We start from the raw sequence: 15,918 nt of genomic DNA, 5'->3' as shown, positions 1-15,918 counted from the left end.
TTGAATATGAATAGAATGCAGCCTTAACAAACTTGCCTGATAAAAGTTTGAATTCGATGATATGTTTGTTGGAAGATATTTTGCAGCAACACTCTTCGCTGTTTTTGCCTTACTTTCGATAGCTGTTACTCACCTATAGCAAGCGCAATAAAGATGATGATCAATAAAAAAGATTGAGTGAAATCCATTTTCACTCAATCTTTTTTATTTTGAAACGAAAGGCCTCTTTTGGGGCGGCCCTTTTCCAAGGCTCCGGATTATACTTATTTTTTTATTCCCATCGTCTGCGATGGTTCCCGACTTACTTTGACCTTATCTACATACTGATACTTCTCAGAAACAGTCCGGTACAGCGTTTGGGAATAAGTACCCTCTAAGCTAGAGGCTTGCACAGAGATTTCTTCTTTATGGAATTTCGGAACAGCGTGCCCACCTTTCATTAATTCCGTTACTACTCGACCATTCATAGAAGCCGGTATCTGAAGACCGTGAAGATTTAAAACCGTAGGCACGATGTCTACATTTGAAGTTGGCAGCTTTGAGGTAAAAGAGCGTTTAAAAGCAGGACCAGATACGATGAATGGAATGTGGACTTCGTAGGGACTTAAACTTCCATGTCCTGCAACTCCCTTTGAATAGGAGGACCCTGCATAACCGAAGGCATTCTTATCATCGTTCCAGTTTTTATCTACGAGAATGTCTGCAGCCCTCTCGGGATGGGCCCAATGAATGGATTCGAAAGATAGGGTTCCATCCACGAAGCCTTTTAATGGATCTTTAGAAGATGCTTTTGTAAAGATCCCACCAATCCAGGTCTGCCGCTGTAGAATTGAAACGATCTGGCGAATCTTTTCTTCCTTGTGGTCTTTTACATAAATGGCACCTTCTGAAACAATTACATCCTCGCTTTCTGCGCTTTCCTTTAATCCTTGCTTTACTAAAAACTCTGTCAAGTTTTCTTTACCGATGTAAGTAACAAAACCGTGATCTGTAGAGATTAAGATATTAAAGTTATTAATCTTCCCTAAGCTCGTTAGTGTATTAATTATTCTGCCAAACTGTTTGTCGACCTCTTTGATTGATGCCATAGCCTCGGGTGATCCTATACCATGTTCATGTGCATTTCCATCCGGATCTGAAAACCAGATCGCATTTACGAGAGGGCCATCATTTGCGAATCCATAATGAATAAGTGCATCTGCAACCCATCTATGCCTTTCTGCTTTTGTTCCAGGAACAACACCAATTTGCTGTATTACACTTTCTTTTATTTCTGCCGGTAGTATCATGTCCGGGTTGATAATAGCACCTCCGCTCAGGGTGTGATTTTGAAGAAGAGCCTGACCGGTAGAGCCTGAACTAAACACCATCATTTTTTGACCTGCTTTAGCCAGCACTTCCCCTATAGAAACGGAGGTGAGCAGTTTGCCACCACTTGCTTGATTTATCTTGTTGAGGTTCTCGGCATCGCCTGTATTGAGCCCCTTAGTCCGGTTCACCTCGGGGAAGTATACCGTATTTCCCATTAAACCATGTTTTTCCGGATAAGAGCCGGTAGAGTAGGAAGATGAATTGACACGAGTTACAGTTGGAAAAACACTGTGATGCTGATTCCCGTAAGCACCTTTCTGTTTAAAGGCGTGAAGATTTGGCATAATTGCAGGTGTAATATAGTCCGGCCTCAAGCCATCAAAGAACACGATCAAAGTACGCCAACTTTTATTGTTACTGGTGTCTTGAGCATTACTTTTAGAAAAGAATGCAAGGAATGAAAAGAATATCAAGATTAAGGGTGTTCTCATTTTATTTCGATTTAATGACAGGTTTAATTCCAGTGGCGAGAGCGGCAGGCATCATTTCAGAAAGATTATTTACGAGCACAAAGTCCACTCCACTGGTAAATAGTGATGCGAGCTCCTCTGGTGACTTAGCATAAAAGAAGTTCACCTTCACCCCGTTTTGCTTTAATAACTGGAGAATCTCTTTCTGATCTTCGTTTTTGGCTGGCCTTAACAACTGAATAAATTGTGCTTTCCTGGCTATAGTTGCCTTTGCATAAGTTTCCGTCTGATTCCTGTATTTATTGTCGGCATTGCAAATCAAGACTTGAGGAACTGCTTTAACAGCAGCGTCGGCAGCTTCTTCATTACAAGTTAAAAAAGCCTGATGCAGTCTGCCTGTAGATTTAAGTACCTTCGCGCACATTTCTCCAAGTTTCGCATGTCCCTTTAAATGGCAATTAAGCCAAATGTTTTTTGGCATCAGGGCCAGGGTTTCTTCAAAACTTGGAACTTTGGTCCCCTTAAATGCTTCGGATTTTTTAATTCCTGCATCCAGTTTCCTTATATCCGAGTAGTTCATCTCTGCTATTAAACCACTTCCGTTGGTAGTTCTATCAATGGAATCATCATGCATGATCACCAGCTTGCCGTCTTTACTTAGCTGGACATCGAACTCTATCATTTGAGCTCCAAGTCTTATTGCCTCTTTGAAAGCTGGTAGCGTATTTTCCGGATGGGTGTCCATTGCTCCCCGATGAGCGCAAAGGCCTTTTTGAGGTAATTGAATGGAAGTCTGAGCCTCAATACATGTAAAGCTCGCTAATAGTAAGAGTATTAAGAAGTTCTTCATATTTTATGTCTGATTATTTATCCCACCAAACCTTTACCGTTGTTTGGTCTCCTCCCATTGTTTGCAATACTTTTTGCAGGTTGTCATTGTTTAAGGACTGTAAATAAGTAGGGTAGAGAGCCCTGGAGGGGAAGGTGTTTTGTGCTGGAATTCCTGATCCTCTTGGCATTGCGGGTAATCCGGTTCTGCGTTTTTCGTACCATGCCTGAAGGTCGGTGAAAAACAAGGCCAGCCATTTTTGAAGCATGATCTGTTCCAGCTGTTTTTCAGGTGTTGCCGCCTCATCATACGCAATTCCTTCTTTAGCAAGATAACCGGTTGGAAGGGTAACACCCCACTGTATCATAGAAGCCGTAATTCCAGCATTGTAATGGTTTTTTGCGGTGTTTCCGGTATTAAAACCTTTTAGAGCAAGCTCTGCCAGGATGAATTGTAATTCGGCATAACTCATCATTATTCCCAGTTGAGGCAGTGATTTCAGGCCATCATTATAACCGGAATTACCTTCTGGGATATTTTGCTGTGAGCCAGGATACCCACTTTCAATTCCCTGATAAACCTGTTGGTCTCCAACCTTAACAGTATAAGCCCAGACCGTGCGGCGTGGGTCAGAATCTGCGTTAAGTTTATTTATAAAGAAGCGTGTATAAGAATTGTCTGCGCGCCAATCACTTTGACGGGCATTGAAGTAGGGATTGTAATAAGGCAGTGTATTCGGATATTTAAGTATAGCCTCATCTGCATTACTTGTGAATATTGGATACTTATCAGGATTTGCTAGAATTGAATTTATCTGTTCATTCACATTTATCTCAGCATTTCGCTTTGAGATACGAAGCAGTAACCTTAACCGAAGGGAGTTGCAAAATTTTTTCCATTTGGTTATACCGGGGTTATTTGCGCCACTAAGGGAATTTGCACTGTAAAGGATATCGCCGCCGTAAGTGAGAGCTTTAGAGCTATTTAATAAAGAATTAGCTCTGTCCAGGTCTGCAAGTATATTAGTGTAAATATCTTTTTGAGCATCAAAGGCAGGTGTTAATACGCCTTCAGTAGCTTTGCTTGCCTGAGAGTAGGGGATGTCTCCAAAACAATCAGTGAGAATGGAGTAGCTCCATGACTTGTAGATTAGCGAAATGGCTTTGTAATTATCTTCCCCAAGCTGGCTGGAGATATTATACATATCTTCCACATCGGTCAACTGGCTGTATAAGTTATTCCATAAGCTGGTAGCTGTAGAAGGTTGAAGGATATAACGATGTACGCCCCCACTAGTACTATTGCGAGGCGCAGTATACTGCATCAATTCATGGCCGAATGAATAGGCCGAATTAATAGTCGTGTTTACCATCTTATACTGCATTTGTCCCAACATAACACCAGGAGTAATTTTTTTTGGGCGATTGGGGTCAGTATTGATGTCCTGAAAGTTATCGGTACACGACAGCAGCAGGAATGACGGAATTGCAATTAGAACTATTTTATTAATAAAAGTTTTCATGAATATTAGAATTTGAAGGTTGCGTTTAAACCAAAAGTGCGTGCGGAGGGAAACTGCGCCAGTTCTACGCCTGGAGTAAGTGTACCCGCGTTCAGGTTTCCACCCTCAGGATCAAAGGCTGGGAATTTGGTGATAACGAAGAGATCTCTTCCATACAATGCAAGGGTGGTTGCATTCAGATGAACCTTATTTAATAATTTTTTAGGCAAGTCCCATTCTATACGTGCTTCCCGCAATTTCAGGAAGTCAGTACTGAATATGTTAGTCTCGGCATTACCTATTTGATAATAGTTGTCATAATAGGTCATTGCCTTTACCCGTGTAGTATTTGGAACAAAAGAGCCATCAGTCTGCTTTACAACTCCTAACCCAATGATCCCTTCATCCCGGCCAGGTAAGGTTACCATTGTTTTTCCTAATGTATTATTCTTATGATTAGTTTGAGAGTACATACTTCCGCCTGCCTGACCCTCAATTAATGCACTTATTCTTACATTTTTAAACGAAAATTCGTTCATCAAACCTGCCTTCCAATCTGGAAATGCGTTTCCCCATTTACGAAGAAGCGGGTCGGGTGTAGCTGGAACTCCTTCCGTAGTGTAAATGATCTGTCCGTCAGGAGCTCTTTGAAATCCTTTTCCGTAAAGATCTCCCATTCGTCCTCCAACCCTGGCCTCTATACTCACATTGGATTCGTGTGAATACAGGATCTGACTAGTAATACCTTCCCTCAATTCACGCACGTAGCTTCTGTTAGCAGCCCAGTTTAAAGTCGTGCTCCAATTAAACTTTTTGCCTTTTACAGGTTTTCCGTTTAGTGAAACTTCCAATCCACGGCTATTTATCAATCCTGCATTTACCAAAGCACTTGAATACCCGGAAGTCTGATCCAAAGGCACAGCAAGGATTTGGTTTTTACTGTTGTTGTTATATATTGCCAGGTCCAGGCCAAGACGGTTTTGAAACAATCGTACATCAAGACCCGCTTCGGTGGAAGTAGTGATTTCTGGTTGAAGATCCGGATTGTAAAGTGTAGAAGGGTTGGTAAAGCTGTTACTATAGATCCGGTCATAGTATTTCTGATCCTGGTAAGGCCGTGTGTCATTCCCTACCTGTGCAAGCGACAAACGAAGCTTTGCATAAGAAATAGCTTTCGGAAGATTAAATATTTCATTAGCGATGAAACTCGTACTAACTGAAGGATAGAAGAAAGAATTGTTTTTATATGGCAAGGCGCTTGACCAATCATTTCTTCCGGTCAAATCAACAAAGATCCTATCTTTGAATGAAAACTGGGCCAAACCATATGCACTATGGATTGACTTTCGTGTCTTAAGAGGATCTGCAACGGCCTGGTCTAAGCTGTTCGAAATTTGATAAATGCCGGGCTGTGCAAGTTGATCAGCGTACATGCCAGCGAAATCATAGGTTTGAGACATTATATTTCCTCCTCCTGAAATGCTAAAGGAAACATCGGAGCCGATCTTATCTTTAAAGGTTAGTAATGCGTCTGTATTGATCTCATTCGAAAAAACGTTTTGCTCCCTGTACATTCCTCGTGGATAGCGGGTAATGCTATACGGACGTTGTTGAGAACGATATTCAAAGGCCAAATCCAGTCCGCTTCTTACCATCAGTTCCAGCTTAGGGGAAAAAGTATAGTTTGCAGTAAGACCTCCGACAATACCATGACGGTTCATGGTATTTAAAACCTCATACATCTCAATGTAAGGATTATCTGGTCCAGGGTTAAATGGCTGGAATTGTTGAACGCCCTCCAAACCTGGTTTCCACATGGGTTTAAACCAATCTGCCTTAATGTTTGGTGCCGTTCCGATGATCAGGAAATACATCAGTGTTTGATTATTGTAACCCGCTGATGGAAGATTATCGCTTTTCTTGTTGGTGTAATTTGCTTTAGCTGAAACCTTTAATTTATCTGTTAATTTATAGTTAGCAGATAGGGCAGTAGTCAATCTTTTGAAACCAGTATTCTCCACGATCCAGTCATTCGTCATATGAGTAATTGACGCCCTGATCGAACCCTTATCAGAGCCACCCTCAAGATTTACGCTATTAGTAAGCGTTCTTCCTGTTTTAAAGTAGTCTGAAATGTAATTTTTGTCTGCCACCCAAGGTGTCCTTTCAGTTGAAATTCCATCCGCAGCAGAAGGATTGTATTGATAATACATCTGGCCATCGAATTTTGGTCCCCAGGCCCGGCCTGCTGAGGCCGTTGTACTGGTATTCATACCATCGGCAGTGTTGCCATACGAATAATAGCTATCTGTCCGACCTTCACCGTATTCGAACTGATAATCGGGCCAGCGATTTACCTGGTCAAAACTTACTGTAGTGTTATAGGTAACACCAATACCTTTTTGTGCTTTACCAGACTTAGTAGTGATAATAATAGCTCCTGATGCTGCACGGCTTCCATACAAAGCAGTAGCCCCTGCGCCTTTAAGTACAGTGACGGTTTCTATATCATCAGGATTGATATCAGACATACTTGAACCAAAATCCACAGGACTGTCTGTAGCAAGGTGAGCTTTAAAACCAGTACCGGTTATCTTATTACTGACAGGGATACCGTCCACGACAATAAGCGCCTGATTATTGTCAAGGTTGAGCGAAGATTCCCCTCTTAAGGTAATTCGCGATGAAGACACAGGACCCGACCCAGTTCCCTGAATGTTGAGTCCTGCAACTTTGCCTGAAAGGGAATTCACCCAGTTAGTGGTTCTTGCATCGGTAACTGCATCGTTTTTTAGGCTTTGTGCAGCGTATCCTAAGGACTTCTCCTCTCTTTTAATACCTAAGGCTGTTACTACTACCTCGTTAAGTGCTTTTGATTCAGAAGCCATGTAGATAACAGACGCTTCCCTTGCTAAAACCTCTTCCGATGTATAGCCAATAAAGGTAGCGATTAGGGTTTCGGTGGAGTTAGCATTAATTGAAAATTTCCCCTCAAGATCAGAGGAGGTTCCCCGATTTGTACCTTTAACCTTTATTGAAACCCCTGCTAAAGGTTTATTAGTTTCGAGAGAGAGTACCTGGCCTTTTACCAGTGCTGTTTGTGCTTGAGCTACGCCCGATAAAAGAAAGAAGAGTAAAAGGATACCCTTTACGTAGGTAAGTAGAAAATTCATCATATAAGAGCTTGATTAATGACAGGGCAAAGGTTAGAGATGGAGGTTAAGGAATTAGCTTTTGGTTTTTTATCCTTATGTTACTTTAAATACTGATAATTATTAAGTGTTTAAGTTGTATTAATAAAGATATTACAGCAACGTAATGTCCGGCTGTTTTTAGGTTTATAATTAAATATTTAGGAGGAGTGTGCAAGTAGTTCTCAATTGGGGAATATGCAATGAAACATGAAAGGAGATAAAATATGCAATGAAACTGTTAAATGGCGGGTCTACGTTTCTTAAATCGAATCTTTACGAGAATCTTCTTATCTTTACCCTATAAATTTAATAGCCGTGAACCCTCACATTTTTATTAGAATTCTAATTACCTCCCTATGCATTTTCTTTAGTCAATTTGCATTTAGTCAGGATAAACCTTTTGAGCAGATTATTGGCTGGCGCGGAGGGCATGGCCCAATAAGGATTAAAAGTATTTCCGATTCCACCAAAAGTAGCAGTTGCGTGTTGCTGAAAAATGATGAACGCTTGAAAGTGTTTTTGTTTGACAGTAAGATGCAGGCCATAAAAAACGTTGAAACGACAGCTGGAGATGAGCAATTTCTAGGCGGCTTTATTAACAAGGATAAAATAGAGATTTATTTAAAGTCGACCTATCTCGGTAATTTAATTAATAAGGAGGTAGATGTGGTGACCGGGGTAGTTAAGGAATATACATTGCCATTGGAATTCAAGGGTGAAAAGATACTAGGACAACTCAATTCTCCTAATAATTTTCTCTACATCACTGCCTCCAAAAAATCCGCCGTCTTCAATGTTTATAAATTTGCCGGAGCTGATAAAATAAATAAGGTACGCTTTGACCTGACAGTAAACGGAATAAACAAAAATCTACGAAATGGGAGTTTATGGAACGAACTGTCTTCATATTCTGGCTTATCAAAATCTGCTGACATAGCAATAGTTGACCCAGAGATAGAGTGTGAAGCAGATATTGCTGATGCGCCTAATAAATTATACTTGAGGAATGATAGCTTAATTTTATTAATGGATAAAGATCCAGAATCATTAAAGTTGTTGATATTTAATTTGGGTAATAGTGAGGTAAGCATTAGGGAAGTAAAAAGAAAATGTAGTGATCAGGAGAATGAATACTTTTCTAAGTTTAATTCTTTTCTGTTAAAAGACCGCCTGTATTCTGTCCTTGCCAGTTCCGAAGGTCTTGGTATCACCATTAACGACTTTAATACTGGTGAGCAAATCGCTAAATTTTATACAGCAGCAGAAGACCTTATTCACTTTAGAAACACGCCTATAACCCAAGATGGGGGTGGAACGGTATATTCTATGAACGCCAGTAGAGAGCTTTCAAAAACAAAGCAGTTTCTGAGAAAAGTTACCAACGGAGATCCGGTTATTACGGCTGTGAGGAATTCTTATGGCCAGGACGAAATTACTGTTGGCGCTTATAAAAAAATAACCCAGACAACCGGGGGGTTTATGCCAATGGGAGGTGCAAGCATGTCATTTTACCCTACTTTTGGAGGAGGTGCATCCTGGAATCGAGTTACCCGCTTTAAGGCACTTGCTAATCCTTCTTCCGGGCAACATATTGAAGGAGAAATGAAGCTTTCTGTAGCAGAGCAAATACAAGAATTTTCAGAGTCCATCAAAATTCCAGAGGATGGTTCATCTGTATTTGTTGCTAACAATTATCATCAGTTTGCCTATTATGACAAGCAGGATAAGAAACTTGTAGTGATTAAGTTTCAATAGGACCAAGTTTAGCTAAATTTGTTGGATGAGCATTGAATTGCGCAGTCATATAGAGAAATTCAGCCCCCTTACGGATCAGGAATTTGAGTACATTTTATCCCATTTTACGTCGCGTAAGTTTAAAAAGCATCAGTTTCTAATTCAAGCTGATAGCCCTGTTTTTAATGATTTTTTTTTTTAAAGGGGTTGCTAAAAGCTTCATTCACTAATTCCGACGGTAAGGAACATATCCTCCAATTTGCAATGGTTGACTGGTGGATCTGCGATTACCAAGCCTATTTCAACCAAACTAATGCTACTCTTGATATAGTTTGCCTTGAAGATGTTGAAGTACTTTGCCTCTCGCTTTTAAACCGCGAGAAGTTGTGTGCCGAAATACATAAAGTCGAGCATTTCTTCAGAAGGAAATCAAATGGAGGCTATATTGCCCTTCAACAAAGAATCTTATCATTAATGAATAATAACGCGAAAGAGAGATATGAGCAACTTATGCAGCAACATCCTTCTTTAATTCAGCGCGTTCCCAAATCTCTTATTGCAGCTTATCTCGGAGTTTCGCGCGAGACTTTAAGTCGTTTAACCAGTTAAAGGGCTTCCTTTTGTGATAGCCTTAGCATCTTTTAGTCACCTTTCAGTTTCAACGATCTTTTTTCCATCGATTGGGAGCCCTTTAAGGTGTGACTTACCTCACATCAAATTAGTGACCTCATTCCTGTGCTAAGTCTTGCCTTAGCTACAATTTTGCGAAGGAAATAAAGCAAGACTATGAATATAAATTTTAAGGTTCTACGCCGCCTCTCCACGGCGCTTATACTGTTTCTGACACCAGTTGCAGTACTTTCACAAGGAAATACCCACATCAAAAAATCAAAAGCTATGAAAAAGAAAATTTTATTCGTGGTGACTAGCCACGACAAAAAGGGATCTACTGGAGAACCTACGGGATATTATTTATCTGAAGTCTCCCATCCCTGGGAGGTGTTGAGAAATGCGGGATTTGAGATCGACTTTGTAAGTCCGAAGGGGGGAAAGGCGCCCATAGACGGATTCGATTTAACTGATGAGATTAATGCCCGGTTTTGGAATGATAAGGTTTATTCTGATAAGATTAATAATACCTTGAGTCCTGCTCAAGTGAAGGCAGCAGAATACGATGCAATTTTTTATGCAGGAGGGCATGGCGCCATGTGGGATTTAGCAGAAGATACAAAATTGGCAGCCATTGCCCGGGATATATACGAGAGAGGGGGAGTAGTGGCTGCTGTTTGTCACGGACCAGCCGGTCTTGTAAATATCAAGCTTAGCAACGGCAAATATCTGATTGAGGGGAAGAAGATCAACGCATTTACCAACGAAGAAGAGACAGAAGTTAAAATGAATGAGATTGTGCCATTTTCTCTCGAGACGAAATTGATAGAGCGAGGGTCAAAGTTTGAGAAGTCTGCACCCTGGCAAGTTCATGTAGCTATTGACGCAAGAGTGATTACTGGACAAAACCCACAGTCTGCCAGTAGTGTGGGGAAGGCGATTTTAGAGATTATAAACAAATAAATTTTCAAAAATAAAATGGATTTACAATTAAAAAATAAAACTGCTTTCATTAGCGGATCAACAGCTGGAATCGGTTACGCAATAGCCGGGCGCCTCGCTGCAGAAGGTGCCACAGTCATTATCAATGGAAGAACTCAGGGTGCGGTTGATGCAGCTGTTCTAGCTTTGAAAAAAACATCATCTAATAATAATGTTTCAGGTATTGCTGCCGATTTTTTAAAGGTAGATGAGATAAACGATTTACTCAGAAATCTTCCTCCTATTGATATCCTTATAAATAATGCAGGAATATTTGAACCAAGACCCTTTGAAGATATCTCAGATGAGGATTGGTTCCGCTTTTTTGATATGAACGTAATGAGCGGTGTACGCTTATCGCGATACCTGTTCCCTAAAATGTTAAAAAACAACTGGGGACGGGTGATTTTTATTTCAAGTGAAACGGCCGTTTCGGTGGCAAGTGAGATGGTTCATTACGGAATGACAAAAACTGCGCAGATAGCAGTCAGCCGCGGTATGGCCGAGCTTACAAAGGGTACAGGAGTGACAGTAAATTCTATTTTACCCGGACCAACAAAATCAAGAGGAATTGAAAGCTTTATTTCTGAAATGGCTGAAGCTGCTGGGATTTCAGCACCGGAAGCCGAGCAGAACTTCTTCAAAGATATCAGGCCAACATCTTTGATTCAACGTTTCGCATCAGTGGAGGAGGTGGCCAATACCGTAGCTTATTATGTTAGCCCTTTGGCATCTGCCATCAATGGAGCTGCTATCAGGGTTGAAGGCGGAACGATAAAAACAATCATATAGTTGGGAAGTGTGCACCTTATACATTTTACTGTATAAGGTGCATTTTACTCTAGTACAAGCTTCTGATGGAATAATAGGAATATATTTAATAGCTTCGCCCCTTCAAGGTTAATTATGTTGACAGTAGAAAAAATTGGGGGTACTTCAATGAGTGCTCTTTCTGAGGTGATTGATAATATCATTTTGTACAATCGGTCTGGCGAAGAGCTTTACAATCGTGTCTTTGTTGTATCGGCATTTTCCGGTGTTACTAACCTGCTCCTCGAAGATAAGAAAACCGCTGAGCCGGGCGTTTATCACCGTCTGGCTAATAATGAAGACTTCCATCAGCCGCTCCAACAATTGGTTGTACGATTGAAGGAGATCAACCAGTCTTATTCTCATCTCGGACTCGATCTTGCTGCAGCAAATACATTCATTGAAAGCCACGTACTAACCGCGCAGGGTTATCTCGAAAACCTTGCTAACATTCTCGCTTCTGGATATGTTAGCCGGGAGGGTATCTTACTTGCCGCACGCGAGATTCTAGCTTCAATAGGAGAAACGCATTCTGCATTTGTACTGAGTAATATTCTAAGAAAAAGGGATATCAATGCAATATTTGTAGACCTCGGCGGCTTCGGTGACCAGCGCCCTTTCACTATTGATCAACGCATAAAAGAGACTTTCTCTTCAATAGATCTGAATAGCTGCTTATGTATTGTTACGGGTTACGCAAAAGGAACTGAAGGTATTATGCGCGAATTCGACCGTGGCTACTCGGAAGTTACTTTCAGTAAAATTGCAGGAATTCTTAAACCTGAAGAGGCCATTATACACAAGGAGTACCATTTATCTACTGCGGATCCTGGTATTGTTGGAATAGACAACGTGAAGCCTGTGGGATATACTAATTACGATATTGCAGATCAGTTAGCGGATGTAGGCATGGAGGCCATCCATCCTAAAGCTTCAAAACCTCTTGAAATTAGTGGCATCAACCTTAGAATAAAGAACACTTTTGAGCCTGCTCATCCAGGTACACTTATAACAAGGGAATATGTATCTGTTCTAAAGCGGGTAGAAGTGATCACCGGGATTGATAAATTTCTTTTGATCGATGTTTATGATCCCTTGATGGTTGGTAATGTAGGTAGCGACCTGCAGATCATGCAACTATTTGCAAAGCACAATGTTAGTTATACGTTTAAAACGACAAGCGCAAACAGCATTTCGATCGTTATATGGGAATCGGATTTTAAGAAGCAATTGATCGAAGACCTGGAACAAGCCTTTGAGAAGACTGCCGTTGAGCCTGTTGCCATGGTCTGTCTTCTAGGGACAAATATGGATCAGCCTGGCCTCCTGGCAAAAAGTGCTACCGCTCTTGCTAAAAATGAGATTAATATAATCAGTGCGGGGGTGGCCTTAAGGAAGGTAAATATTCAATTTATTATTGCCCGTGAGCAATTTAAAACTGCTATAATCGCACTGAATGATGCAGTGGGGTAGGGAAGATTATCAACCGGATTAGCAGATCCGGAAGTAAAGGGAGGATCAAAATATTGGGTATAACATTAGTCAAACTCCTACCTCCGAAATCAATTTAGAAGTAGCTACTGTTTACCTACAGGTTTGTTCCTCCTCATTTAACTGATATGAAAGCTATCTTAATCCCAACAGATTTTTCAGAATCGTCTTTCAATGCAGCTCTTTGGGCTGTCAATCTGAGCAACACAATACAGATTTCGTCTATCCTCTTATACCATTCTAAAGCCTTGCCCTCCCGGGCTACCGAGTTACCTCTCGTACATAAACAAACAAAAACTTTATTAGAAGGATTTAAAGAAAGGCTTATACCTCATGTGAAAAAGGGTACAGGTATAGAAACCTACTTAAATGATTCTCTTCTTATTGATGGGGTCTCAGATCTAGTTCAAAGGCATAAGGTAGAGTTAATTGTTATGTCGACAACAGGAAAAGGCAGAATAGAAAGAGCCATAGCAGGAAGTAATACTTTGCATATTATTTCCAAATCATCTATCCCGGTAATATTAATTCCAGAAAATGTTAAGTTTGAAGAAATCAGGAAAGTTGCCCTTGCAACAGACCTGAATGAAGTAACCAAATTTACCCCTGATACCACTGTTAAATGGTTTGTTAAAGAGCTCAAAGCACAACTACTTATCGTGAACGTTTGGTTTTCGGAAGAGCCCGATCCGGATGTTAATTCCGAACTGGCTACCTTACAGCGGATGTTTGAAAGCGAGCAACCAGAATATCACTATATCAATGTTTCGAATATAAAGGAGGGGTTACTGGAATTTGCAACTTGCCAGCAAGTTCAAATAATCTCGGTAATTGGTAAAAAACACGGCTTCCTGCAGCGTTTATTTCACAAAAGCGTAACCAAGGATTTCGCCTTGAAAACTTATCTGCCGATCATCATTTTCAATAGTAATTGCCTGGATGGATAGTCGCGAATGAAAAAAATTAAGATTATCTCATCAGAAATTTCAATAATTCCTCTAATTCCGCGATAAATACTACCTTAGGGGTATTAAAACAAAATTAACTATGTCATCATTTGCAAAACTAAAAGAACTAATTGCTGCAGCAGAGGCTGATGCAACTGCATTTTACGAAAAAGGAAACAAGGCTGCAGGTACTCGTCTACGTAAGGCCTATTTAGAAATCAAGAATGCAGCGCAAGAAGGTAGGGCAGAGGTAAGTGAGCTGAAAAATAAAGAAAAAGAATAAGAACAATAACAATTGTTTTGGGAGGTTGCCAGCGTTCTGGCAACCTTTTTTCGTATATATGCCACTAAAACATTCCGTGGGAAATAGCTTAGAAAATATTTTCCTAAGGGTGGATTTAATGTAATCTCCTGTATCAGTTAAACGTTATAAAGTTTTAATACAACATGAAATTTATTTCCATTCTTAGATATACCAGCTGCCTTTCTCTTATCTTTTCTGTAAGTGTCTCTAATGCTCAATCCACCCTGCAGGCAGGGAAGTGGCGAGGAACATTCTCTTTTAAGGACGGATCGGAAGTGCCCTTCAATTTTGAAGTAACAGGTAGTCGTTCTAGTCCTAAGGTTTACCTGATTAACGGAGATGAACGTCTACCTGCTGATCGTGTGATCTTTAAAAAAGACTCTATTATAATTCCTATTGATCAATTTGACAATGAATTGGCCTTCAAGGTTGAAGGAAAGGATAGGTTGTCAGGGAGCTTTCGAAGGCAAGACAAATCTGGACAAGCTCTGGAAGTTATTGCAGAATTCGGAAAAACATATCGCTTCACATCTTCGCCGGCTAAGCAACAAGTTGATCTGAATGGGACTTGGGATGTGGTCTTTACTAACGCAGATGGAGTGGAAACCAAAACAGTTGGTGTATTTAAACAGGAAGGATCCCGCCTTACTGGCACTTTTCTCAAAACTACGGGAGACGCTCGTTTTCTTCAGGGCGATGTTTCCGGAAAGGAATTTAGCTTGTCCTCTTTTATTGGTATAGCGCCTAATTTGATAACCGGATCTTTCCTTGATTCAAATACCTTTAACGGAGAATCAAAAACTCCTTCAAGTACATCAAGAATTAGGGGAACCAGGAATTCTGGTGCCAAACTACCTGATGCTTATTCCTTAACCCACCTTAAACAGGGGTATCAAGGATTCACCTTTAGCCTTCCCAATGCAAGTGGGGAAATGGTTTCCATTAAAGATGAAAAGTTCAAGAATAAACCCCTCATTCTAACACTTACAGGTACATGGTGCCCTAATTGTATGGATGAAGCTGCTTTCCTTGCTCCATGGTATAAGAAAAACAAGGTCCGCGGAATAGAAGTGGTTTCGATACACTACGAACGAAAAGTAGATCCGGATTACCTTAAGAAAGTACTAAGCCGTGTTAAGGAAAAATATGGGATCGAGTATGAACAGCTAGTTGGGGGACTTACGGATAAAAAATCAATTTTTGAATCGCTTCCAGCGCTGGATAACTTTGTGAGCTATCCAACAACCATTTTTATCGACAGGAGCGGAAATGTTTCTAAAATTCATACGGGATTTAATGGCCCTGCTACGGGTAAGTATTACGATGAGTTTATAGAAGAGTTTAATAAAGAAGTGGATAAGCTTCTTATACAGCATTAACAGGCTGTATTCCTTAAAATTGAAATCATTCTCACAATAATTTTCAGAACTTCGCGTTATAGATGAAATTATTATAAAAAACTTAACGGGAATTGTCTTTGGTACATCTGAAACATACAGCTTCTAAGGAATCTGCATTTATAAAGAATGCAGGCTTGAGGAAGTGTTTCAACCATTTGATGTATTCCTTCCTCCAATGCAGTAAAGACTTTATTAATTAAGCCCCTACCAGAATGGTTCGGGGCCGGCGAGATATTTTCATGTTATCTGCTGATTAATAAATGTTTATGAATAACCAAATACAGTACATCTCTTATTTACGTCAAATTGCTATAATCTTTCAAGTATTAATGCGAGC

The 15,918-nt window shown here is 40.4% G+C and carries 12 protein-coding genes; 8 read left to right on the top strand and 4 right to left on the bottom strand.

Annotation, left to right across the window (positions count from 1 at the left end; genetic code table 11):
- Positions 1-263 precede the first annotated feature (263 nt).
- From J4N24_RS13335 to J4N24_RS13320, 4 genes are read right to left on the bottom strand one after another with little or no spacing between them, the layout of a single operon-like run.
- Positions 264-1,802: an alkaline phosphatase family protein gene (locus J4N24_RS13335; protein ID WP_207534184.1), complete on the bottom strand. Its 1,539-nt coding sequence runs from the start codon at positions 1,800-1,802 to the stop codon at positions 264-266.
- A gap of 1 nt (position 1,803) precedes the next feature.
- Positions 1,804-2,631: a glycerophosphodiester phosphodiesterase gene (locus J4N24_RS13330; protein ID WP_207534183.1), complete on the bottom strand. Its 828-nt coding sequence runs from the start codon at positions 2,629-2,631 to the stop codon at positions 1,804-1,806.
- Positions 2,632-2,644: 13 nt separating this feature from the next.
- Positions 2,645-4,132 carry a SusD/RagB family nutrient-binding outer membrane lipoprotein gene (locus tag J4N24_RS13325; protein ID WP_242691619.1) on the bottom strand — a complete coding sequence of 496 codons (1,488 nt, stop codon included), beginning with the start codon at positions 4,130-4,132 and terminating at the stop codon, positions 2,645-2,647.
- A gap of 5 nt (positions 4,133-4,137) precedes the next feature.
- Positions 4,138-7,287: a SusC/RagA family TonB-linked outer membrane protein gene (locus tag J4N24_RS13320; protein ID WP_207534182.1), complete on the bottom strand. Its 3,150-nt coding sequence runs from the start codon at positions 7,285-7,287 to the stop codon at positions 4,138-4,140.
- A 333-nt stretch (positions 7,288-7,620) separates the two neighbouring features.
- On the opposite strand from J4N24_RS13320, the gene J4N24_RS13315 reads away from it, so the two are divergent.
- The 8 genes from J4N24_RS13315 to J4N24_RS13280 all read left to right on the top strand — a co-directional run bounded on the left by J4N24_RS13315 (position 7,621) and on the right by J4N24_RS13280 (position 15,560).
- Positions 7,621-9,060: a hypothetical protein gene (locus tag J4N24_RS13315; protein ID WP_207534181.1), complete on the top strand. Its 1,440-nt coding sequence runs from the start codon at positions 7,621-7,623 to the stop codon at positions 9,058-9,060.
- Between the two features lie 186 nt (positions 9,061-9,246).
- A complete protein-coding gene (locus tag J4N24_RS13310; protein ID WP_369806230.1) occupies positions 9,247-9,648 on the top strand; it encodes a Crp/Fnr family transcriptional regulator in 402 nt (133 codons plus the stop codon).
- A 288-nt stretch (positions 9,649-9,936) separates the two neighbouring features.
- Positions 9,937-10,611 (top strand): type 1 glutamine amidotransferase domain-containing protein, encoded by a 675-nt coding sequence (locus J4N24_RS13305; RefSeq protein ID WP_207534180.1) that lies wholly within the window; start codon positions 9,937-9,939, stop codon positions 10,609-10,611.
- A gap of 15 nt (positions 10,612-10,626) precedes the next feature.
- Positions 10,627-11,421 (top strand): SDR family NAD(P)-dependent oxidoreductase, encoded by a 795-nt coding sequence (locus J4N24_RS13300; RefSeq protein ID WP_207534179.1) that lies wholly within the window; start codon positions 10,627-10,629, stop codon positions 11,419-11,421.
- Positions 11,422-11,535: 114 nt separating this feature from the next.
- Positions 11,536-12,912: an aspartate kinase gene (locus tag J4N24_RS13295; protein ID WP_207534178.1), complete on the top strand. Its 1,377-nt coding sequence runs from the start codon at positions 11,536-11,538 to the stop codon at positions 12,910-12,912.
- Positions 12,913-13,058: 146 nt separating this feature from the next.
- Positions 13,059-13,877, top strand: coding sequence for a universal stress protein (locus J4N24_RS13290; RefSeq protein ID WP_207534177.1), 819 nt, complete (start codon positions 13,059-13,061; stop codon positions 13,875-13,877).
- A gap of 100 nt (positions 13,878-13,977) precedes the next feature.
- A complete protein-coding gene (locus J4N24_RS13285; RefSeq protein ID WP_207423314.1) occupies positions 13,978-14,160 on the top strand; it encodes a BF3379 family histone-like protein in 183 nt (60 codons plus the stop codon).
- Positions 14,161-14,324: 164 nt separating this feature from the next.
- A complete protein-coding gene (locus tag J4N24_RS13280) occupies positions 14,325-15,560 on the top strand; it encodes a peroxiredoxin family protein (protein ID WP_207534176.1) in 1,236 nt (411 codons plus the stop codon).
- The last annotated feature ends 358 nt before the right edge of the window (positions 15,561-15,918 follow it).

This window comes from Desertivirga arenae, from assembly GCF_017355785.1.
GTDB classification, from domain to species: Bacteria; Bacteroidota; Bacteroidia; order Sphingobacteriales; family Sphingobacteriaceae; genus Desertivirga; species Desertivirga arenae.
This window is presented reverse-complemented; position numbering and strand designations above follow the sequence as displayed.